Origin of the sequence: Streptomyces sp. NPDC017056 (assembly GCF_044332485.1) — a bacterium.
In the GTDB taxonomy this organism is placed as follows: domain Bacteria; phylum Actinomycetota; class Actinomycetes; order Streptomycetales; family Streptomycetaceae; genus Streptomyces.
The window spans coordinates 244,392-271,097 of record NZ_JBIRPD010000001.1; the positions used below are offsets into that span (position 1 = coordinate 244,392).

The window sequence follows — 26,706 nt, forward strand, 5'->3', positions numbered from 1 at the left end:
GGTCTTGCTCACCTGACGCTCCCGTCGCCGTTCACCTGACGCTCCCCTCGCCGCGCTGTCCGACCAGCCGCAGGAAGCCGAAGGACAGTACGCAGGCGACCAGCGCCAGCAGCACCGCCTCGGCCGCGGCGACGTGCTGGTTGTTGCTGACGAACGCCTCGCTGTAGGCGTGCAGGTTGGGGGTGAAGCCGGAGTCGATGGTGGCGGCGAGGGGCCGCAGCACCATCGGTTCGGCGAACAGCTGGAGCGTGCCGATGATGCTGAAGACGGTGGTCAGCACGAGTGCGGGCCGGATCAGCGGGATCTTGATGTGGCGGGCGATGTGCCAGGCGTTGGCGCCGTCGATGCGCGCCGCCTCGTACAGCTCCTCCGGTACGGCCTTGAGCTGGGAGATCAGTACGAGCATGTTGTAGCCGGTGAACTGCCACAGGACGATGTTGGCGATGGACCACAGGACGGTGTCGCGGGCGAGGAAGTCCACGTGCCAGCCGAGCGATCCGGCGATTTCGACCAGCGGGCTGATGCCCGGTACGTACAGGAAGCCCCACAGGATGGAGGCGATGACGCCGGGGACGCCGTACGGCAGGAAGAAGGCGCTGCGGAAGAAGGTGACGCCGCGTGCGCTCGCGCTCTCCAGGAGGAGCGCGAGCACGGTCGCCAGCGCGATCATCAGCGGTATCTGCACGACACCGAAGAGCAGGACCCGGCCGAATCCGGTCAGGAAGCGGTCGTCGGCGAGCGCGTGCGCGTAGTTGGCGAGGCCCGCGAAGACTTCGCGCTCCCGGCCGCCCAGGCCGAGGGGGCCGGTGCGCTCGGTGCGGTGCAGGCTCTGGTGGACGGCGTAGCCGATGGGGGCGATGAAGCAGAGGAGGAAGAGGGTGAGGAAGGGGAGGACGAAGGCGGCGGCGGCTCGGGCGTTGCGGGCTTCGGTACGGGTAAGGCGGGGGCGGTGGGTGAGGCGGGTGGGATGGGTGAGGCGGGTGGGATGCGTGCGTCGTACGCGCCCGGTAGTGGTCTGTCCCCCGTCTCGTCCGCTCACCCGCCGCTCTCCACTTTCAGGCCCTTGCCCCGCAGGTCGGCGACGGTCTGCGCCTGTACGGTCCGGAGCACCGACCGGAACGTGCCGCCGCTGTCGAGCGCTTCGGTGAAGGCGTCGCCGAGCCGCTGGTAGAGGGTGTCCACGCCCGGCCCCCACTGCCAGCTCGTGTCGACGTGCGCGCCCGCGTCCGCGAAGACCTTGCTGTACGCCTGCCCGCCGAAGAAGTCGCGGTACACGTCGAGGTCGGTGGTGGCGTAGCCCTTCTTGGCGCTCGGGAACCCGTAGCCGCCCTTGATGAGCAGCGCGATGGAGCGCGGGTCGGAGTCGAGCCAGACGGCGAAGTCCAGCGCGTCCTTGGGGTAGGCGGCCTTCGCGAAGACGGCGGTGGTCGAACCGCCCCAGTTCGCGTGGTCGTTGGCGCCCTTCTGCCACTGGGGCAGGGGCGCGACGCGCCATTTCCCCGCGGTGCCGGGCGCGTTGCCCGCCAGCAGCGCGTCGCCCCAGCTCGCGCCGATCCACGCGGGGATGGCGCCGGTTTGGATGTCCTTGTACCAGGCGTTCTGCCGGTCCGGGATGGTCTTGACGAGCTTGCGCCGCACCAGGGACTCCCAGTAGTCGGCGACCTTGCGGGTGGGCTCGTCGTCGATGTGCACGGTCCAGGTGTCGCCCTGGGCTGCGTACCACTTGGCGCCCGCCTGCCAGGCCAGGCCGGCGAAGCGGTTGCCGTTCGTGGGGGCGAACGTCTCGATCCAGGCGTCCTGCCTGCGGACGGCCTTGGCGGCCTCCTCGTACTCGTCCCAGGTCTGCGGGAGCTGGATGCTCCACTTGTCGAAGAGGTCCTGGCGCAGGAAGAAGCCCATCGGGCCGGACGCCTGCGGGATGGCGTAGACGCCCTTGCCGAACACCGACTGCTGCCACTGCCAGCCCACGAACCGGTCCTTGTAGCGTGCGGCGCCGAGCGCGGACAGGTCCATCAAGGCGTTGTCGAGGAGGAAGCTCGGGACGACGGGGAACTCGATCTGGGCGAGGTCCGGCGGGTTCCCGGCCTTCACGGCGGCGTGCATCTTGGCGTACTGGCGGCCGTCGACCGCGGACACCTTCTCCACCTCGACGCGCACGTCCGGGTGCTCGCTGTTCCACAGGTCCACCGGCTTGTCGATGCCCGGTACCCAGGACCAGAACGACAGCGTGATCTTCTGGCCCTTCTTGCGCTCCTTCGGGGCGGCGCCGTCCCCGTCGCCGTCGCCGCAGCCGGCGAGCGGGAGACCGGCGGCGGCCGCGGCCCCGCCGAGCAGGGTCCGGCGCCGTATCCGGGGCGCACGGGCGCTGTCGTACGAACCGGTGCTCATGCCAGCTCCTCCACGGGGATGCGGCGGAAGGTGATCGTCGAGTAGGGGCTGAAGTCGCCCGTCTCGTAGAGCAGCCCGACGGTCGCGGCGTCGATGCGTACGAGGTCGGAGTAGGCGGCCGGAAGCCCGTCGACGGTGTGCGCGTCGTACCAGGTCAGGCCGCGGTCCCGGCTGGCCCGTACGGTCATCAGGGCGCGGGCGTCCGGGTCGGCGGGTCCTGAGAAGAGCAGGACGCCGGGCTCGTCCAGGTGCAGCGCGCTGCCCTCGACGACGGGTCCTGCCAGCCCGGCCTGCGGCCGGAAGGGTTTGATCAGCTGCTCGCCCCCGTGTACGGGTGCGGAGTGCGCGTCGGCGCGGTTGCCGGGGGCCGGGGAGTCGTTGCGGGTGTTGAAGTAGAGGGTGCCGTCCGGGAGTTCGGCGGCGGTCGTCTCGTTGGCGTTGATGTAGCCGTTGGGGTTGCTGTCGGTGTAGCCGATGCGCCAGTTCGCGCCGTCGTCGTCGCTGAGCAGGACGTGGCCGCCGTTGTAGCGGCCCTCCGTGCCGTCGTCGCCCGGGACGGTGGGGGCGATGGAGTGGTTGGCGGGGACGGCCAGGCGGCCGGCGTGCGGGCCGTGCCGGAGTTGCAGGGCATGGCCGGGGGTGGTGGCGTACCAGCGCCAGTTGGAGCGCTTGGTCTGTGCCGTGATCTCGCGCGGCGGGCTCCACGTCACGCCTTCGTCGTCGCTGTGCTGCACCCAGACGCGCCGCGCGTCGGCGGCGGACACCAGGCCGCGGCGGATGCGGTCCTCGGTGGCGGTGGCGGCGCTGCGTACGTGGACGAGGACGGTCCGGCCGCCGTCCAGCACGACGGGGGCCGGGTTGCCCGCCGTACCGGTGCCGTTGCGGGCGACGGCCTGGAGCGGGCCCCAGGTGCGGCCGCCGTCGGCGGAGCGCTTCAGCACGATGTCGATGTCGCCGTGGTCGGCGGCGCTGTGCACCCGGCCCTCGGCGAAGGCGAGCAGGGTGCCCTGGCCGCCGTCGGCCGGGGGGCGGGTGGTGACCACGGCCGGGATGCGGAAGCTCGCGTATCCCTCGGAACCGGCGCGGAACGGTAGGGAAGTCTCGTGAGCCATGGGTCCTCCCCGACGGCCGGACGTAGGACGTCCTCTGTCAGCGTGACCATAGGGAGGCCCCAACTGGCCGTCAAGGCGCGTCACACGTCCGGCGGACCCGGCCGGTGCGCCCGGGTCCCCGCCGCGTCCCCGCCCGTAAATGCGTTGCCCGCCGGCCGGTGCCGCCGCACGATGGTCCGTTGTGACCGAGAAAGACCACCCCCCGCCGCGCTCCCGCCGCGCCGCCGCGCTGCTGCCCGACCTGGCGCCGTGGCGCTCCTCCGCCGACTTCCGCCGGATGTGGTGCGCCGGCGCGGTGACCGTCTTCGGCTCGTTCCTCACCCTCGTCGCGGTGCCGTTCCAGCTCAAGGAGCTGACCGGCTCGACGCTCGCGGTCGGCGCGGTGGGCGCGGTGGAGATCGTGCCGCTGATCGTCTTCGGCCTGTACGGCGGCGCGCTCGCGGACTCCATGGACCGCCGCAAGCTCATCGTGTGGACCGAGGCGGCGCTCGGGCTGCTGTCGGTACTCCTGCTAATCAACACGCTGCTGCCGAACCCGCTGATCTGGCCGCTGTACGTGATCGTGGCCGCCACCAGCGCACTGACCGGCCTCCAGCGCCCGGCCCTCGACTCGATCGTGCCGCGCATCGTCCCGCACGACCAGCTGCCCGCGGCCTCCGCGCTCAACGCCCTGCGCTGGCAGGTCGGCGCCATCGCGGGGCCCGCGCTGGCCGGCGTCCTGCTCGCCTACGCGGGGCTGCGCTGGGCGTACGCGATCGACGCCGTCACCTACGCGGTCTCCGTGGCGCTCAGCGTCCGTCTCGCCCCCTCGCCCGCCTCGCACGACGCGGAGAAACCGTCCCTGCGCGGCATATGGGAGGGCGCGCGCTACGCCTGGAACCGCAAGGAACTGCTCGGCACGTACGCCATCGACGTCACCGCGATGCTCTTCGCCTTCCCGATGGCGATCTTCCCGTTCCTCGCGGACGACCTGGACGCGCCGTGGTCGCTGGGCCTGATGTACGCGGCGCTGCCCGCCGGGTCCTGCATGGTCAGCCTCACCAGCGGGTGGACGTCGCGGGTGCACCGGCACGGGCGGGCGGTGCTGTTCGCGGCGGCGGCCTGGGGGCTGGCGATGACCGCGGCGGGCTGGGTGCCCAATGCCTGGCTCGTCCTGCTGTGCCTGGCCGCGGCCGGCGCCTGCGACATGGTCAGCGGCATCTTCCGCTCCGCCATGTGGAACCAGACCATCCCCGACGAGCTGCGGGGCCGGCTCGCGGGCATCGAACTCCTGTCGTACTCGGTCGGGCCCCAGCTCGGCCAGGTCCGCTCCGGCGGCATGGCGGCCGTCACTTCGGTACGGACCTCGGTCTGGGCGGGCGGCCTGCTCTGCTTCGCCGGGGTGGCGGCGCTGGCGCTGGCCCTCCCGAAGCTGCTGGCCTACGACGCGCGGACGAACGAGCACGCGGTCCGCATGCGGGCGGCGCGCGGCGCGCAGCCGGAGACCGCGACGGCGGCGTAGCAGGGGGCCGGCGCGGGGACGCCGCGCCGGCCCCCGGGCTACGCGGGGTTCTCCGGACCCTTCTCGTGCCAGCGCGGGTCCGTCTCCCACTCCTGGTTGCGCTCGCGCGCGGTCTCCATCGCGTGGGTCGCCTCGTCGCGTGTCGCGTACGGGCCGAAGCGGTCGGCGGCGCGGCACTGGGGGCCCTCTTCGACCGTTCCGTGCTTGAGGCAGTAGTACCACTCGCCGGGCTTGCCGGCCGCCCGCCTCTTGAACAGCGCCATCACGGCCTCCTCTGTGCGACTCCTGTGCCGCCATCCTGCCCGATGGGCCGCGGATACACTCGCTGGCATGTCTGGCCAGTCGCTTCTTGTCCCGGGGAAGATTTCCCCCACCCGCCCCGTCCCCGCCTCGATCCCGCGCCCCGAGTACGTGGGCAAGTCCGCGCCCACCCCGTACACGGGCCCGGAAGTGCAGGACGCCGAAACGATCGAGCGGATGCGCATCGCGGGGCGGATCGCCGCCCAGGCGATGGAGGAGGCCGCCAAGCTGATCGCACCGGGCGTGACCACCGACGAACTGGACCGGGTCGCCCACGAGTTCATGTGTGACCACGGCGCGTACCCGTCCACCCTCGGCTACCGCGGCTTCCCGAAGTCCCTGTGCTCCTCGGTCAACGAGGTCATCTGCCACGGCATCCCCGACTCGACCGTCCTCCAGGACGGCGACATCGTGAACCTGGACGTGACCGCCTACATCGGCGGCGTGCACGGCGACAACAACGCCACGTACCTGTGCGGCGACGTGGACGAGGAGTCGAAGCTGCTGGTCGAACGGACCCGCGAGGCCCTCAACCGGGCGATCAAGGCGGTGAAGCCGGGCCGCCAGATCAACATCATCGGGCGGGTCATCGAGTCGTACGCCAAGCGGTTCGGCTACGGCGTGGTCCGCGACTTCACCGGCCACGGGATCAACTCGTCCTTCCACTCCGGGCTGATCGTCCCGCATTACGACAGCCCGCACCACACCACCGACATCAAGCCCGGGATGACCTTCACCATCGAGCCGATGCTGACGCTGGGCACCCACGAGTACGACATGTGGGAGGACGGCTGGACGGTGGTCACGAAGGACCGCAAGCGCACCGCCCAGTTCGAGCACACCCTCGTCGTCACGGAGACCGGCACGGAGATCCTCACGCTGCCGTAGGGGGCACCACCGTCCGAGGCGGTACCGCGCGCCGACGCGAGGGCGCGCGGTACCGCTTTTTCGTCGGCGTCCTGCCCGGCTCCCGTTCCCCCGGCTTCTCCCGCTTCCCCTGCGCCACGGTGGTCGGCACGCGTAAGGTTTTACCGACAGGACGTCGGGAACAGGTTGACTTAGGTAAGCCTAACTAAGCACAATCTGATCCCGTACGCACCCCATCGGTCCCCGGAGGTCCGCCTTGGCCGCGCCCAGCTCGACCCCGTCCGTGCCCGCCGATACGGCGGTGCCGTTCTCCACGCTGATCCGCACCGCGTCGCACGAACAGCACACGGAGGCCGAGAACTCGTCCTTCATGGGCGACATGCTCGGCGGCAGGCTCGGCGTCACGGCCTACCGGCGCTACACCGAGCAGCTGTGGTTCGTCTACCGCGCGCTGGAGGGCGCCTCCGAGGCCCTCGCGGAGGACCCGGTCGCCGGGCCGTTCCTCCGCCCGGAACTGGCCCGCACGGCCGCACTGGAACGGGACCTGGCCCACCTCGGCGGCCCTGCGTGGCGCACCGGCCTGGAGCCGCTGCCCGCCACCGCCGCGTACGCCGACCGCGTCACCGAATGCGCCCGCCGGTGGCCCGCCGGCTATGTCGCGCACCACTACACCCGCTACCTCGGCGACCTCTCCGGCGGGCAGATCATCCGCGGCACGGCCGAGAAGACCTGGGGCTTCGCCCGCAAGGGCGACGGAGTGCGCTTCTACGTCTTCGAGGGCATAGGCAACCCCGCCGCGTTCAAGCGCGAGTACCGCGAGCTGCTGGACGCGCTGCCGGTCGACGACCTGGAGAAGCAGCGGGTGGTCGACGAGTGCAAGCGCGCCTTCGCGCTGAACACGGCGGTCTTCCGCGAGCTCAGGGAGGAGTTCCCGCTCAGCGCGTAGGAGTTCCCGCTCGGCGCGTGAGCGGGCGGGCGCCGCCCGTCAGGGCCGCCCCGCGACGGGCAGGACGTGGCCGCCCACGGCGATCGTGCCGTCCGGGCAGGGGCGCGTCAGGATGCGGGAGCCGGCACCCTGGCGGATGTCGAGGGCCCGGCCCAGCTCGTGGGTGAGGGCGAGGGCCGCGGCGCCCGTGGCCTCGTCCTCGGTGATGCCGTCGCCGCGGCGCGGGAAGAAGCGGGCGCGTACGGTCCCCGCGCCTCGGTCCTGCCAGGCCCACACGTAGAGCGGCCCCTCCCCCGGCGGCGGGCTGGTCAGCGCTTCCACGTCCGCCACCGTCCGGTACTCCTCCGTACGGCGCCCCGTGGCCCATTCCGGGCGCCCGCGCACCCACACGCACTCCCCTTCGTACGTGACCGGCACCTCCCCGGCCGGCGGCCGCAGGGTGCCCACCGGGCGCCCGAGGTGCCGCAGCAGCCACGCTACGCCGACCAGGGGGTGCCCGGCGAAGGGCAGCCGCACGCTGGGCGTGTGGATGTCGACGCGGGCACCGTCCGCACCCTCCGTGCCGCCCGCGTCGTCCAGGAACACGGTCTCGCTGAAACCCAGTTCGGCGGCCAGGGCCCGGCGGGCCGCCTCCCCCGGCACGGCGGCGCCGTTCCGTACGACGCCCAGTTCGTTGCCGCCCCGGCCGCCGGGACCGCAGAAGACGCGCAGAACGTGCAGTTGGCGCGGCTGTGACTGGTGAGGCGTGTTGGGCGTGTTGGGCACGTGGGGCGCTGTCATGGGGACATTGTCGCTCGGGCGCGTTCCGTTCCCGGGAACGCCGAGTACCCGCCGCGCGGAGGCTGCGCGGCGGGTACGGTCCCCAGAGCCCGGGGCGCCTGTGTGTGGGGTGTGGGGGGAGGCGGCCCCAGGGGGTGCGGGGCCCGGGGATGCGGGGGCCCGGCCGGTGGTTACCGGGTGGCGCGGCGGCGTACGGCGTACGTGGCGGCGCCACCCGCCGCGATCAGCGCGGCGGCCACGCCCGCCAGCGCGCCGGTCGGCGTGGCGGAGCCGGTGGCCGCGAGCGAGGCACTGCCGCTGGTGAAACTGGCACCGCCGGACGTACCGCCCGACGTACCGCCCGACGTGCCCGACGCGTCACCGGCGGACGGGAGTTGGGCACCGGGGTCGACGGTGACGACTGCGGTCACCGGATCGAGTTCCTGGCCCGCCGGGTAGTTCTCGAACGCCTTGGCGCCCGCCGCGGTCAGCGTCGCGGGCACGTTCTCGAGCGTGACGACGCCGTCCTTGGCGGTGAGGGCACCGGCCGGGATCTTGAGGTCGGCGACCGCCATGCCGGGCGTGCTGGTGACCTTGCCGGTGGCGCGGGACTTGGCCGAGACGTCCGCCACCAGCGTGCCCTTGGTGCCGGCGGCCTTGACCTTGAGGTGGGCGAAGGTCAGGTCGAGGGCGCCCGCGTGCCCCGTGAAGCGGACCGAACCGTTGAACTCGGCGGCGACGGCGGCCTTGGCGCTGTCGTACGTACCGTGCCCCTTGGGGAAGCGGTAGCCGGCGGCGGACGTGGCGGCGCCGCCCGCGAGTTCGGCCTTGCCGTGCGCGATGGGGCCGGTGACGTAGTCGCGGAAGGACTTCTTCACGCCCCAGTCGAGGTTGCCGTCCACGATCTTGCCGGCGGCGGCTGCGGAAGCGGTGCCGGTTCCGGAGGAGGGCGTGGCGGCGGGCTGCTCGGCGGGCTTCTTGCGGGGAGCGGCCGGGCCGGGGCCCGGGTGGGAGCCGGACGCGCTCCCGGACGTGCCGCCGGGCTGCTCTTCCGTCGTGCCGCCCTGGCTGCCCTGCCCGCCCTTTCCGCCCTGGCCCTCCCGGCTGTCCTCGCCGCCCTTGCCCGGCGTGCTCGCGGGCGTCACGGACAGCGTGGCCGGGTCGAGTTCCTGGCCCTCCTTGTACATGTCGTTGAACGCCTTCGCGCCCTGGGCGGTCAGTTTCACCGGGATCTTCGCGAACGTCATCGCGCCGCCCGTGCCGCTGCCCGGCCGGACGCCCGACAGGTCCAGCGAGGCCAGGGGCACGTCGCCCTGGGTCTTGCCGGCCGCCGTGATGTCGGCGGTGAGGGCGCCGGACGTGCCCTTCGTGGCGAACTTGAGGTCCGCCAGCTCGATGTCGAAGCCGTGTGCCTTCGAGGTGAAGCGGACGCTGCCCTTGAAGGTGGTGGCGACGGCGTGGGTGCTCGTGTCGTAGGTGCCGGTGCCGTCGGTGAAGGTGAACGGGCCGTTGCCGGGGGCCTGGCGGGCGCCGTCGGCGGTGGTGATGTCGCCCTGCGCCATACCCTTGACGTACTTGCGGAAGGACTCCTTGACACCCCAGTCGAGGGTGCCGTTCTTCAACTCCAGTTTCGGCGCCGCTGCGCCGGTCGCGGGGGCGGCCGTGGCGGTGGACGGCAGGCACAGGGCCGCTGTGGTGGCGGCGGTGGCGATGGCTGCCGCGAGGGCGAGCGGGCGGCGTATGGCGGCCATGGTCGGTGGCTCTCCTTGGGAGTGGGTGCGGACGTGCGGTGGGGGTCAGTCCTGCGGGGGCGCCGCGGGGGTCGTACGGCGGCGGGCGCGCAGGACGAGGAAGGCGGCGACGGCGACGAGCAGCACGCCGGCCGCGATGGCGAGGGTGCGGGTGCGGGCGGACACGGACGTGGCGGGGGCGGCCTGTTCGGTGGCGGCGGCCTTCTTCGCCTGCCCGCCGTCCGCGGGGGCGGACTTGGGGTCGGTGCCGAGGTCGGGGAGCGCGGGGAGCGCGGCCTTCTTGTCGACGGCCACGGCGAGCGAGACGGGGTCCATGGCGGTGCCGGCCCGGTACCTGCCGCCGAACGCCTTGGCGCCTTCGGCAGTGAGTTCCGTGGGCGCTTCGGTGAGCTTGATCAGGCCCTTTTCCAGGGTGAGGCGCTTCGCCTCGAAGGTGGCGAGCGGGGTGCCCTCGGTGGTCGTGCCGCCGGTCGTGACGTCGGCGGCGAGGGTGCCGCGGCCGTCCTTCACGGCGACGGAGACCGCGCTGAGGGTGAGGTCCAGGTTCTTGCCGGTGAAGCGGAGGGTGCCGGCGAAGTCCGCGTCGAGAGTGCCCGCTCCGGTGTCGTACGTGCCCTTGCCGCGCGGGAAGCGGAAGAGCGCGCCGCCGTCCTGGGCGCCGCCGGACAGGTGCCATGCGCCGTGGGCGATGCCGCCGGTGACGTACTCGCGGAAGGTGCGGCGGACGCCCCAGTCGACGGCGGCGTCGGCGACGGCACCGCGTTCGGGGTTCCCGTCCGCGTCGCCGCTGTCCGAAGGGCCGGGCTGCGGGCCGGGCTTCGCGTCCGCGCGGACGTCGGCGGACAGGCTCACCGGGTCGAGCTGGGTGCCTTCCGTGTAGTAGCCGGCGAAGGCCCGTGCGCCCTGTGCGGTGAGCTTCGCGGGGACGTTGGCGAGCGCGATGGGCGTGCCGCCGCCCCGGGTGTCGACGCCGTCGAGGCCGAGCGTGGCGAGCGGCACCCGCGCGGCCGTGGTGACCTTGCCGGTGCCCTTCTCCTTGCTGGTCATGTCGGCGTAGAGGGTGCCGTGTCCGCCGGCGACGGCGACCTGGGGGCGGCTGATGGTCAGGTCCAGTTCGTACGAGCCGTCCGGCTTGCGGTGGCCGGTGAAGTGGACGCCGCCGGAGAAGCCGGCCGTCAGGGCGCCGCTGTCCGGGTCGTAGCTGCCGGTGGCGGTGTGGAAGCGGAACCGGCTGTCGCCGACCGTGGCCGCGCCGCCCGTCAGGCTCCAACTGCCGTGGGCGATGGGCCCGGTGACATAGGACTGGAAGGAGGATTTGATGCCCCAGTCCAGTCTGCCGCCCGCCACGGTGCGGGCCGCGGCCTGCGCGGTGGAGGCGCCGGCCACCGGCAGCGTCGCCGCCGGCAGTGCCACCAGGGCGGCGGCGGCGAGCAGGCGGGCGCGGCCGCGGATACGGCCGCTGACCGGTCTGAACGGCAGCATCGGGGACCCCTCCAGGGCTAGCGATTAAGGTAAGGCTAACCTAAGCTAAGCCCGGTCGAAGCGGAACCCCGGGAGTCACCCGGAGCACCGGCCGCACCACCGGACCCGGGTGAACTCGCGTATACAGAAAGGCGGGACAGTGCCAGCAACCTTCCGGGAGCAGGGGAGCCGGCGCCCGTCACGCCCCCTCGGCGCACTGGCCGCCGCCCTGGCCCTCGCCCTCGCGCTCACCGGCTGCGACGGCGGCGCGGACACCGCCGCCCCCCACGGACGGCCCGCCGCCCGGCCCGCGGCCGACCGCGTCGAGCCGCTGTCCGGACCCGCGCCCCGGCCCGAACTGCCCGCGACCGTACGCTCCGCCGACGGCCACGACACGACGGTCCGGGAGGCCGGCCGTATCGTGCCCCTCACCGGCTCCCTCTCGGAGATCGTCTTCTCCCTCGGGCTCGGCGACCGGGTCGTCGCACGCGACATCACCGCCACCTTCGACCAGGCGAAGAAGCTGCCCGTGGTGACCCGCGCGCACGACGTCTCGGCGGAGAACGTCCTCTCCCTCAAGCCCGACGTGGTGCTCGCGGACACCACCACGGGACCGGCGGAAGCTGTCGCGCAGATCCGCGACGCCGGCATCCCCGTCGTCACCTTCGAGCCCGCGACCGAACTGGCCGATGTGGACGCCCGGATCGGCGCGGTGGCCGCGGCGCTCGGCGTACGGAAGGCGGGCGACGCCCTCACGTCCCGTACGGACCAGCGGATCAAGGCCGTGGAGAAGGACATCCCGCACGGCGCCGAGGCGGCCGACCGGCCCCGGGTGGCGTTCCTCTACCTGCGCGGCCCGGCCTCCGTCTACCTGCTCGGCGGCGCCGGGTCCGGCGCCGACTCGCTGATCGAGGCGGCGGGCGGCATCGACGCGGGCAAGGCGTCGGGACTCGGGAAGGACTTCACGCCGATCACGAGCGAGGCGCTGGCCAAGGCGGCGCCGGACGTGATCCTGGTGATGACCAAGGGCCTGGCGTCCGTCGGCGGCGTCGAGGGGCTGGTGAAGATCCCCGGCGTGGCCGAGACCCCGGCCGGGATGGACCGGCGGGTGGCCTCCGTCGACGACGGGGTGCTGCTCAACTTCGGGCCGCGCACCGACGCCGTACTGCGCTCTCTCGTGCAGCAGATCCACGCCAAGGGGAAGTGACATGACGGCTCCTCCCCGCGCGGCGGCGCCCGGCACCTCCGCACCCCTCCCGGCAGCCGCCGGCGACCGGTCCCTGGCCCGCCGGTTCCGCGGCCGTACCGCCCTGCTGACCGCCGGGCTCGCCCTCGCCCTGATCCTCTGCTGCCTGCTCTCCGCCGGCCTCGGCGCGTACCGCATCCCGCTCGGCGACGTCGCCGGCTCACTGCTGCACCGGCTGCACCTGGGCGGCGCCGGGCTGGACCGGGTCGCCGAGAGCGTGCTGTGGAACGTGCGCCTGCCGCGGGTCGTCCTGGCGCTGCTCGTCGGCTCCTCGCTCGGCTGCGCGGGCGCCCTCATGCAGGGGGTGTTCGGCAACCCGCTCGCCGAACCGGGCGTCATCGGCATCTCGTCGGGCGCGGCGGTCGGCGCGGTCGGCGCCATCGCGCTCGGCCTCGGCTTCCTCGGCACCTGGACCGTACCGGCCTGCGCGTTCGCCACCGGCCTGCTGACCGTCCTGATCGTCTACACGCTGTCCCGCTCCGGCGGCCGCACCGAGGTCGTCACGCTGATCCTCACCGGCATCGCGGTGAACGCCTTCGCGGCGGCGCTGATCGGCCTGTTCATCTTCTCCGCCGACAACGCCCAGGTCTCCCAGATCACCTTCTGGCAGCTCGGCTCGCTGTCCGGTGCCGTCTGGCCCAAGGTGCTGGCGGTCCTGCCCTGCGCCCTCGCCGGGCTGGCCCTCGCGCCCTGCTACGCACGCAAGCTGGACCTCCTGGCGCTCGGCGAACGCCCCGCCCGGCACCTGGGCGTCGACGTGGAGCGGCTGCGCGTCGTCCTCGTCGTGGTCGTCGCCCTGCTCACCGCTGCGGCCGTGGCGGTGGCCGGCGTCATCACCTTCGTCGGACTGCTGGTCCCGCACCTGCTGCGGATGGCCGCCGGGCCGGGGCACCGCTTCCTGATCCCCGGCAGCGCTCTGGGCGGCGCCCTGGTCCTGGTCGCCGCCGACCTCGCCGCTCGTACCGTGGCCCGGCCGGCAGAGCTGCCGCTGGGCGTCCTGACCGCCCTGTTCGGCAGCCCGTTCTTCTTCTGGCTGCTGCGCAGGACCCGTCGCAAGCAGGGAGGCTGGGCATGAGCCGCGGCCGGTTCCCGGTGCCAGGGCGGTGGTTCGCGGGGCGCTCCCGCACGCTGCCGGGACCCGTCGCCGAAGGCACGGCGTACGCGCGGGCCCGCGGCCTCGGTGTGCGGCTGGGCGGCCGTACGGTCCTGGACGGGGTGGACCTGGAGGTCACCGCGGGCCGGGTGCTGGCGCTCGTCGGGCCGAACGGCGCCGGCAAGTCCACGCTGCTCGCCGCGCTCGCCGCCGACCTGCCCGCCACCACGGGCGAGGTACGGATCGACGGCCGCCCCGCCACCGCCTGGACCGCGCCCGAACTGGCGCTGCGCCGGGCGGTCCTGCCGCAGTCCGCCGCCCTGTCCTTCCCGTTCACGGTGGACGCGGTCGTCCGGATGGGCCGCGCGCCCTGGGCCGGGACGCCGCGCGAGGCCGAGGACGGGGCCGCCGTGGCGGAGGCGATGGCGGCGACCGAGGTGGCCGGCTTCGGCGGGCGGCCGTTCTCCGCGCTGTCCGGCGGCGAGCGGGCCCGGGTGGCGCTGGCCCGCGTCCTGGCGCAGCGCGCCCCGCTGCTGCTGCTCGACGAGCCGACCGCCGCGCTGGACCTGCGCCACCAGGAGCTGGTGCTGCGGATCTGCCGGGAGCGGGCGGCGGCGGGGGCCGCGGTGGCGGTCGTCCTGCACGACCTGGGGCTGGCCGCGGCGTACGCGGACCGGGCGGCCCTGCTGTACGGCGGCACGGTCGCGGCGCAGGGCCCGCCCGCCGAGGTGTTCGAGGCGGAGCTGCTGAGCCGGGTCTACCGGCAGCCGGTCGAGGTGATCGGCCACCCGCGTACCGGAACACCGCTGGTCATGCCGCTGCGTGAGCGCTGAGGCACGGCCGGTGGCGGTCGTGCCGGTGCCGCGCGCGGGCCCGTACCGGTCCCCGCGCTTGCCGCCGTCGGCTTCCCCGGTAGGGTTGCGCCGAATCGCGCCACCCCGGCGGCCGCCCAGGCCGCCCCGGCCCCGGTCGCCCCGAAGGAGCCCGAGCCCCATGACACGCAGGTCGCCGTTCCGGGTGCCCGTAGCGATGACCGCCGCGAGCGCGGCGCTGCTGACCCTGAGCGGGTGCATGACCGTGCACGGCGAGCGGGAGATGCTCCCCGCGGTGTCGAAGGCCGAGGCGGGCAAGGCGCTCCAGCAGTTCGTCGACGGCTTCAACACGTCCAACAGCAAGCTGGACCCGAAGGTGAACCCGACGTACGAGACGGATTCGCTGCTCGCCGTCGACCAGGCGCTCACCAAGGCGGGGCACGCGATCAGCCCGCAGGGCAACCCCAAGTTCCCGCCGCTGGCGCTGCGCAACCCGACCTTTACCGTGCCCAAGCAGGCGGGCTGGCCGAAGGTGTTCCTCGCGGACGCGGTCAGCAACCGCAACAACGCGCGGTGGTTCCTGGTGTTCACGCGGGACTCCGTCGGCGCGAAGTGGAAGGCCAGTTACTTGTCGGCGCTGGCCGACAAGGAAGTACCGCAGTTCAAGACGGACAAGGACGGCTTCGCCGAGGTGGTGCCGGCCGACGCCGGGGACTCGGGGCTCAAGGTCGCGCCGGGCAAGCTGGGCGAGACGTACGCGGCGTACCTGAACACCGGCAAGGGTGACGTGTTCGCGCCCGGCCCGCACACCGACCGGTGGCGGGCCCTGCGCGAGAAGCAGGGCCGGCAGCCGGGCGCCCGCATCCAGTACGAGGACCAGGCGTCGGGGTTCGCGCCGGTCGCGCTGCGGACCAAGGACGGCGGGGCGCTGGTCTTCTTCTCGACCTACTACCACCAGCAGAAGACCGTCGCCGAGGGCTCGCGGATCAACATTCCCCCGGAGATAAAGGGGATCATGGACGGTCCGGCGAAGTCGTCCGACCGGATGACCTTCACGACGCTCTCCGAGCAGGTGGTGAAGGTCCCGGCGGCAAGCTCCCAGCAGAAGATCGCTTTTCTGCACCGGCTGGAGGCCAAGACCTCGGCCAAGTCGCTGTAGGGCCCGTTCAGCGGCCGATCGGCCAGGCCGCCGCTTCGTGGTCGTGGTCGGGCTGCCGGTCCGCGTACTCCGCGCAGGCGTCGGTGAGGGTCTCCAGCAGCGTCAGCGGGTCCGGCACCGGGCGCTCGGGGCCGCGCAGCCAGGACACCGAGGGCTGGTCACCGGGCAGGCGGGAGGGCGGCAGGAGCACGTAGCTGCCGCGGCAGTGCCAGCGCAGGCCGGGGTGCTCGTCCATGGTCTCCGGATGGCAGTCCAGCTCGCAGGGCCACCACTCGTCCTCGTCGTCCGGGGTGCCGCGGGTGGCGGTGAAGAACAGCATCCGGCCCTGCCCGAGCGCCGCGCCGCTCAGCGCGACCGGGCCGACGTCGATGCCCGCCGCCTCCAGGCGCTCCAGCGCGCTGCTGCCTGCCTCGACGGGGACGTCCAGGACGTCGTGGGCGATGCCGGTGGCGGTGATGAAGTTGGCCTGCGGATAGGCGCGCGCCCAGGCGGCGACCTTCTCCCGGTCGGTGCTGGCGACGGTCTGCCAGCCGAAGGAGACGGGGTGCCGGCCGGGCGTGGGACAGCCGATGCGCTCACAGGAACAGCCGTAGCCGGAGGGGTGGGCTGCCGGGGCGAGCGGGAATCCCGCGTCGGCGACCGCCAGCAGCAGGTCCTCGCGGCTCTGTGCGGCCGCTGATCCCGTGTCCGTATCGCCGCCGTCCGAACCGCTCTTCGGCCGGCGAAGCCACTGGGAGAACCTGCTCTTGCGTTCCATCTATCCCCTCACTTCGAGCGGTGGTCTGGGATCAATGCTGCCACCATCCTCCTCCTCGGGTGACCGGAGTACGGATCCGGGGTGGCCGACGAACGGGCGAATCGCACCATTACGGGCGTTATCCACTCCCTTTCGTTCATCTTCCTTTACCTTGCACGCCCCCCGCGGGACCCCGGCGCCTCATCCGGGTGCCTCAGCCGCGCGGCCGCAGCCCCGCGAGCGCCTGGTCGACCAGCGTGTCGACGAACTCGTACGTCAGCTCGCCGGTCCGCATCAGCCAGCGCTGCGAGAACGGGCTCAGCACCATCTCGGCCGCCACCCGCACGTCCACGCCCGGCGCGATCTCCCCCGCCTCCTGGGCGGCCCGCATCCGGTCCACGTAGACCTTGATGCCGGGCTCCAGCAGCCGTTCGACGAACCGCGCCGACAGCTCCGCGTCGTTCGCGCCGGCCACCGCGAGGGCGCGGTAGGGCGCCTGCCACTTCGCGTCGTTGAACTCGTCGGCGGTGGCCCGCAGGACGAACTTGAGGTCGGCCGCGAGGTCGCCGGTGTCCGGCAGTCCGGCCTCGTACCCCTCGACGTCCTGGGTGAAGGCGTCGAGCAGGACGGCGGCCTTGGAGGGCCACCAGCGGTAGATCGTCTGCTTGCCGACGCCGGCGCGGGCGGCGATGCCCTCGATCGTCAGCTTCTCGTAGCCGACCTCGCCGACGAGGGAGAGGGCGGCTTCGAAGATGGCGCGACGCGAGCGTTCGCTGCGGCGGGTGGCGTCGGGCGCTGTTTTGTTGGCCATGCCGGGAGTCTACCGACGCATGAGGCGAGACGTATCGTCTTGACAAGACGCGGCGTCTCGTTCAGACTCGGTAGCGAACGAGACGAAACGTCTCGTTGGCCGACGGACGAAGGAGATGACCCTCATGAGCAAGGGCAACGCGAGCGGCATGCTCGGCGTCGGCGGCACCCGCAGCAAGCTCTCCCGCGGCGCGCTGCGCGGCGGCCGGGGCGGCAACGGCGTGGGAGGCGGCACGGACCCGATGGCGCAGCGGCGCGCCCTGCTGCGCAAACTCCAGGAACAGCGCACCGACCGGCAAACCCCCTAGGGTTTGAATTCACCCGGCCGGACCACTGCGCCAACGGCTCCTCACCGTGCACGATTTGAGCGCGTACACCACCCCGTACGCCTACCGAGTCCCCCGCACCCTGAGGAGCCTTCCTTGCGTACACCCCAGCGCAGCGCCCGGGCCCGGCGTTACCTGATGTGCCCACCGGCCCACTTCAAGGTCAGCTACTCCATCAACCCCTGGATGGACCCGGACAAACCCGTCGACCTGCCGCTGGCGCTCGCCCAGTGGGAGGTGCTGCGCGACCGCTACCGCGCGCTCGGCCACACCGTCGAGGAACTGCGGCCCCACCCGGACCTGCCCGACATGGTCTTCGCCGCCAACGGCGCGACCGTCGTGGACGGCCGGGTGCTGGGCGCGCGGTTCGCCTTCGAGGAGCGCCGCGGCGAGGAGGCGGTGCACGCCGAGTGGTTCCGCGAGCACGGCTTCACCGAGATCCGCGAGCCGGCGAACGTGAACGAGGCCGAAGGCGACTTCGCGGTCACCGCATCCTGGCTGCTGGCCGGGCGCGGCTTCCGCAGCAGCCCGCTCTCGCACGCGGAGGCGCAGGAGTACTTCGGCCGCCCGGTCATCGGCCTGGACCTCGTCGACCCCCGCTACTACCACCTCGACACGGCGCTGTGCGTCCTGGACGACACGACCGACTCCGAGGTCATGTACTACCCCGGCGCCTTCTCGGCGGGCAGCCGGGCCGTGCTGGCCCGGCTGTTCCCCGACGCCCTGATCGCCTCGCGGGCGGACGCCGAGGCGTTCGGCCTGAACTCGGTGAGCGACGGCCGCCACGTGCTCCTGCCGCAGGCCGCCGTGGGGCTGTTCGCACCGCTCCGCGAGCGCGGCTACGAGCCGATCGGCATAGACATGACCGAGCTGCTCAAGGGCGGCGGCAGCGTCAAGTGCTGCACGCAGGAGCTGCGCTCAGCCTGACGTCCCGCCGTCCCGCGCGCCGTCCCACGCGTCGCCCCACTCGGCGTTCCTGGCGGCCTTGTAGCGCTCGCCGTGCCGCTTGGTGACCGTTTCCCGCCGCAGCCCCGCCTCCGTGCACAGGTCCAGCAGGACCTGTCCCTTGCGGAGCTGGGGTTTGCGGACGATGCGGGACGGCGCCGCGCCCGCGGCCGCCTCCGGGCGCACCGCCGCCACGTAGCTGAACTTCTCGTCCTCGTACGGCAGCGAGCCGCCCTTGACCTGGCGGTGCAGCGAGGAGCGGGTCACCCGCGCGGACATGTGGCACCAGTCCGCGCCCGGCACGATCGGGCACGCGCCGCTGTGCGGGCACGGGGCGACGACGCGCAGCCCGGCGTCCGTCAGCTGCTCGCGGGCCTCGCGGATACGCAGGTAGCCCTCCGGCGTGCCGGGCTCGATCAGGACGACGGCCCGCGCCCCGGCCGCCGCGCCGACGACCGCCCTGCGGGCCTCCGGGCGCAGCTCGCCAAGCACGTACGAGACCGTGACCAGGTCCGTGCCCTCCGGGACCGTCATGCCCTCGCCGATGACCCGGCGCTGCCAGTCCGTGTCCGGCAGCACGCCCGCCGCCAGCTCGCGGCCCAGCTCCAGCGCCGGTTCGGCCCAGTCGTACACGGTGGTGCGGTGGCCCGCCCAGGTGGCGGCCACCGCCCAGGTCGCGGCCCCGGTGCCGCCGCCGATGTCCACGTGCGAGGCGGGCGAGAAGTCCGGCAGCCGCGCCGCGAACGCGTCCAGCGCGTGCCGCACGGCCTCGAAGGTCGCGGGCATCCGGTAGGCGGCGTACGCGGCGACATCCGCGCGGTCCCTGAGCACCGGGGCGTCGGTGGGGGTACGGCCCCGGTAGTTGGCGATCAGCCGGTCGACGGCCCGCGCGGCCTGCGTGGGCGGCAGGCCGTCGAGCAGGCCGGCCAGTGCGGCGCGCAGTTCGTCGTGCATTCCGGCAATTTTACGGTGCCGGGGCGGTGGCTCCGGACGCGTCTCACAGCCCGCCGAAGGCGGCGGGGCCCGCCCCCGGCGCCCCGCGGCCCGCCCGTACCGCCCGCGCCAGCCGGGTCGCGGCCGCGGCCCGCGGCGCGCTGCCCGCCTCGCGCCGCCGCGGATGGACCGTGTTGGCCAGCAGCACCAGGAACGTGTCGGTCGCCCGGTCCACCACCAGGCTCGTACCGGTGAACCCGGTGTGCCCGGCCGCGCCGCGCCCCGCCAGCTCGCCCATGAAGTACGGCTGGTCGACGCCGAAGCCGAGGCCCGGCGGGTCCAGCAGCAGCGCCACCGACTCGGCGCTCAGGATGCGGGCCGTGCCGTACGCGCCGCCGCCGAGCAGGGCCCGGCACAGCACCGCCAGGTCCTGTGCCGTCGAGAACAGGCCCGCGTGCCCGGCGATGCCGCCCAGCGCCCACGCGTTCTCGTCGTGCACCGCGCCGCGCACCAGGCCGCGGTCCGCCTTGGCCCACGGCCGCCGCTGGTCCTCGGTGGCGGCCACGCCCGCCGGGGCCAGCGGCCCGAACGAGGTGCTGGCCATGCCCAGCGGGCCGGTGATCCCCTCCCGTACGAGGGCGTCCAGCCGCAGCCCGGTGAGCCGCTCCAGCACCAGCTGGAGGGCGATGAGGTTGAGGTCGGAGTAGCGGTACGCCCCGCCCGCCGGGCCGGCGGGCGCCGCCGCCTCCTCCCACAGCAGCGCCAGCTGGGCCGCGCGGCCCCTGCGCTCGTAGAACGGCAGCTCGGCGCGGAGTCCCGAGGTGTGGGTGAGCAGCCTGCGTACCGTGATCCCGGCGGCGAAGCCCGGCAGCCACCCGGCCGCCTCGGCGTCGAGGTCCAGCAGGCCGCGCTCGGCCTGCTGGACCGCCACGACGGCGGTGTACAGCTTGGTCAGCGAGGCCAGGTCGAAGACGGTGCCGACGCGCATCGGCTCCCAGCGTTCCCTGGGCAGTTCCACGCCGCGGTCGCGCTCCGGGTCGTAGCGGGCGTAGCGCAGCGCCCAGCCCGCCGCTTCCTCCGCCGCGACGACCGGGCCGCGCCCGGCGAGCACCACGGCCCCCGCACACCAGGGCTCCGGGCCCTCGGTCGCCTCCCGTACCCCGCGTACGAGCCGCCGCATCCAGGCGGGGTCGAGCCCCGCCCTGGCGGGGGTGCCGCGTCGTAGCCTCGGTGCGTTCAGAGCCTGGTCCTCTCGCCGGTCCCGGTGGCGGTCTCCTCCCTACGCTGCCACGGGCGGCACAGTCCCAGGAAGCTCAGCAGCGCCAGTACGCCACAGGAGAGCTGCACCACGGCCATCGGTACGGCGGTGTGCTCGCCCGCGATGCCGACGAGCGGCGAGGCGACGGAGCCCAGGAGGAAGGTCGAGGTGCCCAGCAGCGCCGAGGCGGAGCCTGCGGCGTGCCCGGAGCGCAGCAGCGCCTTGGTGTTGGCCGACGGCATGACCAGTCCCATCGCGGACATCAGGACGAACAGCCCGGCGGCCATCGGCCACAGTCCGACGGTGCCGAAGACGCCGCCCGCCATCAGCAGGAGCGCGGTCGCGGCGGCGGTGATCAGGCCCAGGCCGATGCCGAGGACCGTGTCCAGGCTGACCCGGCCGACCAGGACCTTGCCGTTGATCTGGCCGACCAGCACCAGGCCGACCGAGTTGACGCCGAACAGCAGGCTGAACGTCTGCGGGGAGGCGCCGTAGATCTCCTGGATCACGAAGGGCGAGGCGGAGATGTACGCGAACAGGGCGGCGAAGGCGAACGCGCCGACGAGGAGGTAGCCGGAGAAGGCGCGGTCGGCGAGGAGGGTGCGCATGGTGTGCAGGGCCTCGCCGAGGCCGCCGGAGTGCCGCCGCTCGGGCGGCAGCGTCTCGTGCAGGCGGCGCCAGACCAGCAGGGTCAGCAGCACGCCGACCACGGTGAGCACGACGAAGACGCCGCGCCAGTCGGTGATCCGCAGGATCTGCCCGCCGATCAGCGGCGCCACGACGGGGGCGACGCCGGAGATGAGCATCAGGGTGGAGAAGAAGCGGGCCATCGCCACGCCGTCGTACAGGTCGCGGACCACCGCCCGCGCGATGACGATGCCCGCGGCGCCGGCCAGGCCCTGGAGCAGGCGGAAGGCGATGAGCAGTTCGGCGTTGGTGGCCAGCGCGCACAGCGCGGTGGCCAGTACGTACAGGACCATGCCGACGAGCAGCGGGCGGCGGCGCCCCCACTTGTCGCTCATCGGCCCGACGACCAGCTGCCCCAGGGCCATGCCCGCGAGGCAGGTGGTCAGGGTGAGCTGGACGGTGGCGGCCGGGCTGTGCAGCGCGTCGGTGACCTCCGGCAGGGCCGGGAGGTACATGTCCATGGAGAGCGGCGGCACCGCTGTCAGGCCGCCGAGTACGAGGGTGACGAGCAGGCTGGTGCGGCGGGACGCGGCGGGCGGCGCCGGCGCGTCCCGCCCGGCTATCGGAACGCTGTCCTGGGTTTCTACCGCTCCGGTACCGGAGTCCGTCATGAGTGTCTCCATGGATGATTGATGTCTGGACCATGGTGTCATGCACGGAACGGGCTCCGGCGCCCTTTCGGCCAGGACCTTGGTACCGGGCCCGGGGTCCTAGGACCGCGGGTCCGGCGGGCTCAGGCCGGCTTGAGCCCCGGGTTGCCCGCCTCGGTCACGAACGACCCCGCAGTGATCACCGGCGCCCCCGGTGCCGTCACCTTCGACACCGTGCGGAAGTCGGCGCGCGCCTTCTCCCGGTCCAGCGTGACGGTCACGTAGCCGCGCCTGCCGTTGTAGAACTTCATGTGCGGGTTGGCCGCCATGTACGTGCCCCAGTTCGCGGGCTTGTCCGCGCCGTCCTCGCCGCTGGCGATCGAGGTGGTCACGAACTCCACGCCCGCGGTACGCGACTTCTCGTCCCGGAAGTCCCGCTTGACGTCGAACGCGTAGTGCACGTGCACATCGCCGGTCAGCACGACCAGGTTCTCCACACCCGCCGCCTCGGCCCCCTTCAGCACCCGCTCGCGGGAGGCCGGGTAGCCGTCCCAGGAGTCCATGCTGAGCTTGTAACCGGGGCCGGTGGCGTTGCGCCGCTCGGAGAAGGTGACCTGCTGCGGCAGCACGTTCCACAGCGCGGAGGACGACCGCCAGCCGTCGATCAGCCAGCGCTCCTGCTCCTTGCCGGTCAGGGTGCGGGCGGGGTCGGTCGAGTCGGGGCCCGGCGCGTGCCAGCCGTCGCCGTACGCCTGGTCGGAGCGGTACTGACGGGTGTCCAGGACGTCGAACTGCGCCAGCTGCCCGTAGTGGACGCGGCGGTAGAGCCGGGCGTCCGGGCCGTGCGGCTGCTGGGGGCGGCGCAGCGGCTGGTTCTCCCAGTAGGCGCGGTACGCGGCGGCTCTGCGCAGCAGGAACTCGCCCTTGGGGTCGTTGTTCTCGCTGATGTCGTCGGCGTAGTTGTTCTCCACCTCGTGGTCGTCCCACGTGACGATGAACGGGTGCGCGGCGTGCGCGGCCTGGAGGTCGGGGTCGGACTTGTAGAGCGCGTAGCGCAGCCGGTAGTCCTCCAGCGTCACCGTCTCGCGGTTGAAGCGCGCGGGCAGCTTGCGGTCGGTGTACTTCCGGGCGCCGCCGGCGGCGTCCACCGGGTACTCGTACAGGTAGTCGCCGAGGTGGAAGACCACGTCGAGGTCCTCGTCGGCCAGGTGCCGGTGCGCGGTGTAGTAGCCGTCGTGGTACGCCTGGCAGGAGACGACGCCCAGGCGCAGTTCGGCGAGCTTGGCGCCGCGCGCGGGGGCGGTGCGGGTGCGGCCGACCGGGCTGATCCAGCTGCCGGCCCGGAAGCGGTAGTAGTACACACGGTCCGGCGCGAGGCCGGTGGCCTCGATGTGCACCGTGTGGTTGAACTCCGGGTGCGCCTCGGCCCGTCCGCGCCCCGCCAGGCGCCGGAACTTCTCGTCGTAGGCGATCTCCCAGCGCACCGTGACGCGGGCCTGGGGCATGCCGTTGCCCGGCTCGTACGGCTTCGGGGCGAGCCTGGTCCACAGCACGACGGAGCCGGGCAGCGGGTCGCCGGAAGCCACACCGAGCGTGAAGGGGTTCTCGGTGATCTTCCTGGCGTCGGCCTCGGCCGCGGCGTACGCGACGCCGGTGCCGGGCAGGTTGGCCGCGAAGGCGAGCGCCGCGACGGTCCCGGTGCCGGCGAGGAAGCGGCGCCGGGCGAGCCGCGCCGCGGCGGCCCGCGCCTCCGGGCCGTGCGGTGCGTCCTGGGCCCCCTGCGTGCCCTGCGCACCCTGCTCGTACTGACCTTGACGGGCCATCTGCCCCTCCCCTGGCTGGTGTTGTCACCAGAGATTGGAGGGGCGGAGGACGGCGTACCGCTGTCCCGTGTACGACGCACTCATGACAACCCGATGATGTCTGCGCCCGCTTCGGACGCCGCCGGACAATCACGGCGGATCCGTGCGAGCCGTACCGTCTTCCACCGGTACGCGCGCTCCGTAGGATTCGGGGCATGGCTGAACTGATGGTGCGCGACGGCACGTGGTCCTTCGACGGCGATCAGGTACGGATCGTGCCGGGACAGGAACGAGGCGTGCACCGGCTGCGGCAGGACCTCGGCGAGATCTCCGTACCGCTCACGGCGCTGGCCGGCATCGCCTACGAGCCCGCGCGCAAAGGCGGCCGGCTGCGGTTGCGGCTGCGCGACGGCGCCGACCCGCTGCTGTACGTCACCGGCGGCGGCCTGCCGGACGACGCCAACCCCTACCAGGTGACCGTCGACCCGGACCGCACCGGCGTCGCCGAGTACTTCGCCGACGAGGTGCGCCAGGCCCTGCTGCTCGACCAGGTGGCGACCGGGCCCACCGACCGCTACCTGCTGCCGGGGCCCTCCGTACCGCTGTCCGCCGCCGGGGTGGACGGGGTGGCGACCTTCGACGGCGAGCACGTGCACATCGAGTGGCGCTGGACCACCAGCGAGAGCAAGAAGCACGCCGGCGCCAGGGACTTCGCCCTCGCGGACCTGGACGGGGTGGACTGGCACCCCGCCGGCGGCCTGGAACCCGGCTACCTGCGCTTCCGGCCCAAGGGCCTGAACGTCAGGCTCAAGCCGGAGCACGACCCGAACGCCATCGAGCTGTGGGGCTTCAAGAAGGAGAGCGGCCGCACGGCGCTGCTCGCGGCGGCGGTCGCGGCCCGGCTGCCGCACCCGGCGGCCCCGGCGGCACCCGTGGCGGGGCCCGAAGCCGCACCGGCCCTGGAGAAGAAGGCCGCGCCCCCGGGCGACGGAAGCGGCGGCGAAGGCGCCGACGTACTGCTGCGCCGGCTGCGCGAACTCGGCGAACTCCACCGGGACGGCATCCTGACCGCCGAGGAGTTCACCGCGGCCAAGGCCGCGGTGCTCAAGGACTTCCACGGGGCGGGCTGAACGAGAAACGCCCGCAGCCGCTCCGCGAGCCCGCTCCCCCGGGCGGCCGGGCCGCGCCCTACCCTGCCGCCATGACGACACCCGACACCCGCCCCGGCACCACCCCACCGCCCGCACCCGTCGCCCTGGTCACCGGCGCCGGCTCCGGCATCGGCCGCGCCGTCGCGCTGGCCCTCGCCGGGGCCGGCTGGTCCGTGGCGCTCGCCGGGCGGCGCGCCGACGCCCTGGAAGAGACCGCCCGCCGAGCGGCCCAGGACGCCGGCGGTGCCACCCTGTGCGTACCGGCCGACGTCACCCGCCCCGAGCAGGTCGACGCCCTGTTCGCCGCGGTCCGCGACCGCTTCGGGCGGCTGGACCTGCTCTTCAACAACGCCGGCACGTTCGGCCCGCCCGTACCGCTCGAAGAGCTGGCGTACGACGACTGGCGGACGGTCGTCGACACCAACCTCACCGGCGCGTTCCTCTGCGCCCAGGCCGCCTTCCGCACGATGAAGCAGCAGGACCCGCGCGGCGGCCGCATCATCAACAACGGTTCGGTCTCCGCGCACACACCGCGACCGCATTCCATCGCGTACACCGCCACCAAGCACGCGATGACCGGCCTGACCAAGTCCCTCTCCCTGGACGGGCGTCCGTACGACATCGCCTGTGGGCAGCTCGACATCGGCAACGCGGCGACCGAGATGACGGGGCGGATGCAGACCGGCATCCTCCAGGCCAACGGCACCACCGCGGCCGAACCCGTGATGGACGCGGCCGACGTGGCCCGTACCGTCCTGCACATGGCGCAGCTGCCACTGGCCGCGAACGTGCAGTTCGCGACGGTGATGGCGACGGCCATGCCGTACATCGGGCGCGGCTGAGGGCCCGCCCCTTCCGGACTTCGGCGCGCCACGCTCCTGACATCCGGCGCGTCCGGTGGCACGCTTCCTGACGCACGTCCATCCGCACCGCTCATCTGCCGGGCCGCGGAACCCGCGGCCCTGGAGGGACGGCCGCGCGGTTCGCCACGCGGCCCCGCAGAAGGAGTTACGCGTGAGACGAACCGCCAGCACCTCGCCGGGCGCCCGCAAGCGCGGGGTGTCCCGTGCCGTCGCCGGAGCCCTGACCGCCGCCGGCGCCCTGCTCGTGTCGGCCCTCCAGACCGGGCCGGCCGCCGCGACCGGCGCGGCAGCACCCGACCGAACCGGGACCGACACGTCCGCCGCGGCCGGCTTCTGGACCGCGGAACGGATGCGCGAGGCCACCCCGATGGACCTGATGTCCGCCGGGACGGAGGCAGCGGTACCGCGGTCCGGTACGGGGGCGGACACGACCACCCCGGCGGTTCCGCGCGGCACCGAGCGCACCGTACGCCCCAGCCTCCCCGGCGGCGCCCCGGCCGCCCCCACACCGAAGTCCTTCCCGCAGAAAGGCGCCGCCTGGACCGGCGGCGGCGCCGTGACGAAGACCGCGGGCCGGGTGTTCTTCACCTACCAGGGCCGCACCGCCTCCTGCTCGGGCAACGCCGTCACCAGCGCGAACAAGAGCACCGTGCTCACCGCCGGGCACTGCGTGAAGCTCCAGGGCGCCTGGCACGGCGACTGGGTCTTCGTGCCCGGCTACCACGACGGCCAGGCCCCGTACGGCAAGTGGGCCGCCTCCAAGACCCTCGCCACACCACAGTGGACGGCGAGCGAGGACATCAACTACGACGTGGGCGCGGCGGTCGTCGCCCCGGTCGGCGGCCAGCGGCTCACCGACGTCGTCGGCGGCCAGGGCCTGGCCTTCAACACCGGCTACAACAAGCCCATGTACGCCTTCGGTTACCCGGCCGCGGCACCCTACGACGGCAGCAAACTCGTCTATTGCAGCGGCAACACCATCAAGGACCCGCTGTTCTCCACCGACCACGGCCTGTCCTGCAACATGACGGGCGGCTCCAGCGGCGGCCCCTGGTTCACCTCGTTCAACGAGGCCACCGGCACCGGCTTGCAGTCCTCGGTGAACAGCTTCGGCTACACCTTCCTGCCGAACACCATGTTCGGCCCGTACTTCGGCGACGACGCCGAGAACCTGTACGACGAGGCCCAGTCGAGCTGACCCGCCCGGCAC

25 protein-coding genes are annotated in these 26,706 nt (G+C 73.3%); 12 read left to right on the forward strand and 13 right to left on the reverse strand.

Annotated elements, in window-relative coordinates:
* Positions 1-31 precede the first annotated feature (31 nt).
* From ACH4OW_RS01105 to ACH4OW_RS01115, 3 genes are read right to left on the reverse strand one after another with little or no spacing between them, the layout of a single operon-like run.
* Positions 32-1,039, reverse strand: a complete 1,008-nt coding sequence (locus ACH4OW_RS01105) for a carbohydrate ABC transporter permease (RefSeq protein WP_398023972.1) — start codon at positions 1,037-1,039, stop codon at positions 32-34.
* A complete protein-coding gene (locus ACH4OW_RS01110; RefSeq protein ID WP_398023974.1) occupies positions 1,036-2,388 on the reverse strand; it encodes an ABC transporter substrate-binding protein in 1,353 nt (450 codons plus the stop codon). Before ACH4OW_RS01110 ends, ACH4OW_RS01105 begins: the two co-directional genes overlap by 4 nt.
* Positions 2,385-3,500 carry an exo-alpha-sialidase gene (locus ACH4OW_RS01115; RefSeq protein ID WP_398023976.1) on the reverse strand — a complete coding sequence of 372 codons (1,116 nt, stop codon included), beginning with the start codon at positions 3,498-3,500 and terminating at the stop codon, positions 2,385-2,387. Before ACH4OW_RS01115 ends, ACH4OW_RS01110 begins: the two co-directional genes overlap by 4 nt.
* Positions 3,501-3,639: 139 nt before the next feature.
* On the opposite strand from ACH4OW_RS01115, the gene ACH4OW_RS01120 reads away from it, so the two are divergent.
* Positions 3,640-5,001, forward strand: a complete 1,362-nt coding sequence (locus ACH4OW_RS01120) for an MFS transporter (RefSeq protein WP_398023978.1) — start codon at positions 3,640-3,642, stop codon at positions 4,999-5,001.
* Positions 5,002-5,039: 38 nt separating this feature from the next.
* On the opposite strand, the gene ACH4OW_RS01125 is transcribed toward ACH4OW_RS01120, so the two are convergent.
* Positions 5,040-5,264 (reverse strand): hypothetical protein, encoded by a 225-nt coding sequence (locus ACH4OW_RS01125; protein ID WP_398023980.1) that lies wholly within the window; start codon positions 5,262-5,264, stop codon positions 5,040-5,042.
* A gap of 67 nt (positions 5,265-5,331) precedes the next feature.
* Between ACH4OW_RS01125 and map the strand changes: the two genes are divergently transcribed.
* A complete protein-coding gene (gene map / locus ACH4OW_RS01130; protein WP_360135172.1) occupies positions 5,332-6,189 on the forward strand; it encodes a type I methionyl aminopeptidase in 858 nt (285 codons plus the stop codon).
* A 235-nt stretch (positions 6,190-6,424) separates the two neighbouring features.
* On the forward strand, positions 6,425-7,114 hold the full coding sequence (locus tag ACH4OW_RS01135; RefSeq protein ID WP_398023982.1) for a heme oxygenase (biliverdin-producing): 690 nt from the start codon (positions 6,425-6,427) through the stop codon (positions 7,112-7,114).
* A 39-nt stretch (positions 7,115-7,153) separates the two neighbouring features.
* Here ACH4OW_RS01135 and ACH4OW_RS01140 read toward each other — a convergent pair whose 3' ends face one another.
* From ACH4OW_RS01140 to ACH4OW_RS01150, 3 genes are all read right to left on the reverse strand, one after another.
* Complete coding sequence (locus ACH4OW_RS01140) at positions 7,154-7,894, reverse strand: PhzF family phenazine biosynthesis protein (protein WP_398023985.1); 741 nt, start codon at positions 7,892-7,894, stop codon at positions 7,154-7,156.
* A 170-nt stretch (positions 7,895-8,064) separates the two neighbouring features.
* Positions 8,065-9,624, reverse strand: a complete 1,560-nt coding sequence (locus ACH4OW_RS01145; protein ID WP_398023987.1) for an HtaA domain-containing protein — start codon at positions 9,622-9,624, stop codon at positions 8,065-8,067.
* A gap of 45 nt (positions 9,625-9,669) precedes the next feature.
* Positions 9,670-11,106 carry an HtaA domain-containing protein gene (locus ACH4OW_RS01150; RefSeq protein ID WP_398023989.1) on the reverse strand — a complete coding sequence of 479 codons (1,437 nt, stop codon included), beginning with the start codon at positions 11,104-11,106 and terminating at the stop codon, positions 9,670-9,672.
* Between the two features lie 139 nt (positions 11,107-11,245).
* Between ACH4OW_RS01150 and ACH4OW_RS01155 the strand changes: the two genes are divergently transcribed.
* The 4 genes from ACH4OW_RS01155 (at position 11,246) to ACH4OW_RS01170 (ending at position 15,395) form a co-directional block, all read left to right on the forward strand.
* Positions 11,246-12,292, forward strand: a complete 1,047-nt coding sequence (locus ACH4OW_RS01155) for an ABC transporter substrate-binding protein (protein ID WP_360135182.1) — start codon at positions 11,246-11,248, stop codon at positions 12,290-12,292.
* A gap of 1 nt (position 12,293) precedes the next feature.
* A complete protein-coding gene (locus tag ACH4OW_RS01160; protein ID WP_360135184.1) occupies positions 12,294-13,406 on the forward strand; it encodes an iron ABC transporter permease in 1,113 nt (370 codons plus the stop codon).
* The gene (locus ACH4OW_RS01165) at positions 13,403-14,257 is read left to right on the forward strand and encodes a heme ABC transporter ATP-binding protein (protein ID WP_398023991.1); all 855 of its coding nucleotides are present in this window, start codon (positions 13,403-13,405) and stop codon (positions 14,255-14,257) included. The genes ACH4OW_RS01160 and ACH4OW_RS01165 overlap by 4 nt, the downstream gene beginning before the upstream one ends.
* A gap of 160 nt (positions 14,258-14,417) precedes the next feature.
* A complete protein-coding gene (locus tag ACH4OW_RS01170) occupies positions 14,418-15,395 on the forward strand; it encodes a hypothetical protein (RefSeq protein ID WP_360135188.1) in 978 nt (325 codons plus the stop codon).
* A gap of 7 nt (positions 15,396-15,402) precedes the next feature.
* Here the strand turns inward: ACH4OW_RS01170 and ACH4OW_RS01175 are convergent, their stop codons facing one another.
* Positions 15,403-16,152 carry a bifunctional DNA primase/polymerase gene (locus tag ACH4OW_RS01175; RefSeq protein ID WP_360135190.1) on the reverse strand — a complete coding sequence of 250 codons (750 nt, stop codon included), beginning with the start codon at positions 16,150-16,152 and terminating at the stop codon, positions 15,403-15,405.
* Positions 16,153-16,345: 193 nt separating this feature from the next.
* Positions 16,346-16,942 (reverse strand): TetR/AcrR family transcriptional regulator, encoded by a 597-nt coding sequence (locus tag ACH4OW_RS01180; RefSeq protein ID WP_360135192.1) that lies wholly within the window; start codon positions 16,940-16,942, stop codon positions 16,346-16,348.
* 124 nt (positions 16,943-17,066) lie between these two features.
* Between ACH4OW_RS01180 and ACH4OW_RS01185 the strand changes: the two genes are divergently transcribed.
* On the forward strand, positions 17,067-17,249 hold the full coding sequence (locus tag ACH4OW_RS01185) for a DUF6243 family protein (RefSeq protein ID WP_360135194.1): 183 nt from the start codon (positions 17,067-17,069) through the stop codon (positions 17,247-17,249).
* A 114-nt stretch (positions 17,250-17,363) separates the two neighbouring features.
* Positions 17,364-18,194: a dimethylargininase gene (gene ddaH / locus ACH4OW_RS01190; RefSeq protein WP_360135196.1), complete on the forward strand. Its 831-nt coding sequence runs from the start codon at positions 17,364-17,366 to the stop codon at positions 18,192-18,194.
* Here the strand turns inward: ddaH and ACH4OW_RS01195 are convergent.
* From ACH4OW_RS01195 to ACH4OW_RS01210, 4 genes are all read right to left on the reverse strand, one after another.
* On the reverse strand, positions 18,186-19,166 hold the full coding sequence (locus ACH4OW_RS01195; protein WP_360135198.1) for a small ribosomal subunit Rsm22 family protein: 981 nt from the start codon (positions 19,164-19,166) through the stop codon (positions 18,186-18,188). The genes ddaH and ACH4OW_RS01195 overlap by 9 nt on opposite strands.
* A gap of 43 nt (positions 19,167-19,209) precedes the next feature.
* Positions 19,210-20,325, reverse strand: coding sequence for a serine hydrolase domain-containing protein (locus ACH4OW_RS01200; protein ID WP_360135200.1), 1,116 nt, complete (start codon positions 20,323-20,325; stop codon positions 19,210-19,212).
* A 56-nt stretch (positions 20,326-20,381) separates the two neighbouring features.
* Complete coding sequence (locus tag ACH4OW_RS01205) at positions 20,382-21,701, reverse strand: multidrug effflux MFS transporter (protein ID WP_360135202.1); 1,320 nt, start codon at positions 21,699-21,701, stop codon at positions 20,382-20,384.
* Positions 21,702-21,823: 122 nt separating this feature from the next.
* On the reverse strand, positions 21,824-23,503 hold the full coding sequence (locus tag ACH4OW_RS01210) for an alkaline phosphatase D family protein (protein ID WP_398023997.1): 1,680 nt from the start codon (positions 23,501-23,503) through the stop codon (positions 21,824-21,826).
* A gap of 194 nt (positions 23,504-23,697) precedes the next feature.
* Between ACH4OW_RS01210 and ACH4OW_RS01215 the strand changes: the two genes are divergently transcribed.
* From ACH4OW_RS01215 to ACH4OW_RS01225, 3 genes are all read left to right on the forward strand, one after another.
* On the forward strand, positions 23,698-24,612 hold the full coding sequence (locus tag ACH4OW_RS01215) for a DUF4429 domain-containing protein (RefSeq protein WP_360135206.1): 915 nt from the start codon (positions 23,698-23,700) through the stop codon (positions 24,610-24,612).
* 71 nt (positions 24,613-24,683) lie between these two features.
* Positions 24,684-25,475: an SDR family oxidoreductase gene (locus tag ACH4OW_RS01220; protein WP_398023999.1), complete on the forward strand. Its 792-nt coding sequence runs from the start codon at positions 24,684-24,686 to the stop codon at positions 25,473-25,475.
* A gap of 172 nt (positions 25,476-25,647) precedes the next feature.
* Entirely contained in the window at positions 25,648-26,694 is a 1,047-nt protein-coding gene (locus ACH4OW_RS01225) for a trypsin-like serine peptidase (RefSeq protein WP_398024001.1), read from the forward strand.
* Positions 26,695-26,706: the final 12 nt, after the last annotated feature.

Excerpts from the sequence above, each read along its gene's own strand:
- ACH4OW_RS01110 (WP_398023974.1), bottom strand. The coding sequence starts at position 2,388 with ATGAGCACCGGTTCGTACGACAGCGCCCGTGCGCCCCGGATACGGCGC.
- ACH4OW_RS01115 (WP_398023976.1), bottom strand. The coding sequence starts at position 3,500 with ATGGCTCACGAGACTTCCCTACCGTTCCGCGCCGGTTCCGAGGGATAC.
- ACH4OW_RS01120 (WP_398023978.1), top strand. The coding sequence starts at position 3,640 with ATGCGTTGCCCGCCGGCCGGTGCCGCCGCACGATGGTCCGTTGTGACC.
- ACH4OW_RS01125 (WP_398023980.1), bottom strand. The coding sequence starts at position 5,264 with ATGGCGCTGTTCAAGAGGCGGGCGGCCGGCAAGCCCGGCGAGTGGTAC.
- map (WP_360135172.1), top strand. The coding sequence starts at position 5,332 with ATGTCTGGCCAGTCGCTTCTTGTCCCGGGGAAGATTTCCCCCACCCGC.
- ACH4OW_RS01140 (WP_398023985.1), bottom strand. The coding sequence starts at position 7,894 with ATGACAGCGCCCCACGTGCCCAACACGCCCAACACGCCTCACCAGTCA.
- ACH4OW_RS01145 (WP_398023987.1), bottom strand. The coding sequence starts at position 9,624 with ATGGCCGCCATACGCCGCCCGCTCGCCCTCGCGGCAGCCATCGCCACC.
- ACH4OW_RS01150 (WP_398023989.1), bottom strand. The coding sequence starts at position 11,106 with ATGCTGCCGTTCAGACCGGTCAGCGGCCGTATCCGCGGCCGCGCCCGC.
- ACH4OW_RS01160 (WP_360135184.1), top strand. The coding sequence starts at position 12,294 with ATGACGGCTCCTCCCCGCGCGGCGGCGCCCGGCACCTCCGCACCCCTC.
- ACH4OW_RS01165 (WP_398023991.1), top strand. The coding sequence starts at position 13,403 with ATGAGCCGCGGCCGGTTCCCGGTGCCAGGGCGGTGGTTCGCGGGGCGC.
- ACH4OW_RS01170 (WP_360135188.1), top strand. The coding sequence starts at position 14,418 with ATGACACGCAGGTCGCCGTTCCGGGTGCCCGTAGCGATGACCGCCGCG.
- ACH4OW_RS01175 (WP_360135190.1), bottom strand. The coding sequence starts at position 16,152 with ATGGAACGCAAGAGCAGGTTCTCCCAGTGGCTTCGCCGGCCGAAGAGC.
- ACH4OW_RS01180 (WP_360135192.1), bottom strand. The coding sequence starts at position 16,942 with ATGGCCAACAAAACAGCGCCCGACGCCACCCGCCGCAGCGAACGCTCG.
- ACH4OW_RS01185 (WP_360135194.1), top strand. The coding sequence starts at position 17,067 with ATGAGCAAGGGCAACGCGAGCGGCATGCTCGGCGTCGGCGGCACCCGC.
- ACH4OW_RS01195 (WP_360135198.1), bottom strand. The coding sequence starts at position 19,166 with ATGCACGACGAACTGCGCGCCGCACTGGCCGGCCTGCTCGACGGCCTG.
- ACH4OW_RS01200 (WP_360135200.1), bottom strand. The coding sequence starts at position 20,325 with ATGCGGCGGCTCGTACGCGGGGTACGGGAGGCGACCGAGGGCCCGGAG.
- ACH4OW_RS01205 (WP_360135202.1), bottom strand. The coding sequence starts at position 21,701 with ATGACGGACTCCGGTACCGGAGCGGTAGAAACCCAGGACAGCGTTCCG.
- ACH4OW_RS01210 (WP_398023997.1), bottom strand. The coding sequence starts at position 23,503 with ATGGCCCGTCAAGGTCAGTACGAGCAGGGTGCGCAGGGCACGCAGGGG.
- ACH4OW_RS01215 (WP_360135206.1), top strand. The coding sequence starts at position 23,698 with ATGGCTGAACTGATGGTGCGCGACGGCACGTGGTCCTTCGACGGCGAT.
- ACH4OW_RS01220 (WP_398023999.1), top strand. The coding sequence starts at position 24,684 with ATGACGACACCCGACACCCGCCCCGGCACCACCCCACCGCCCGCACCC.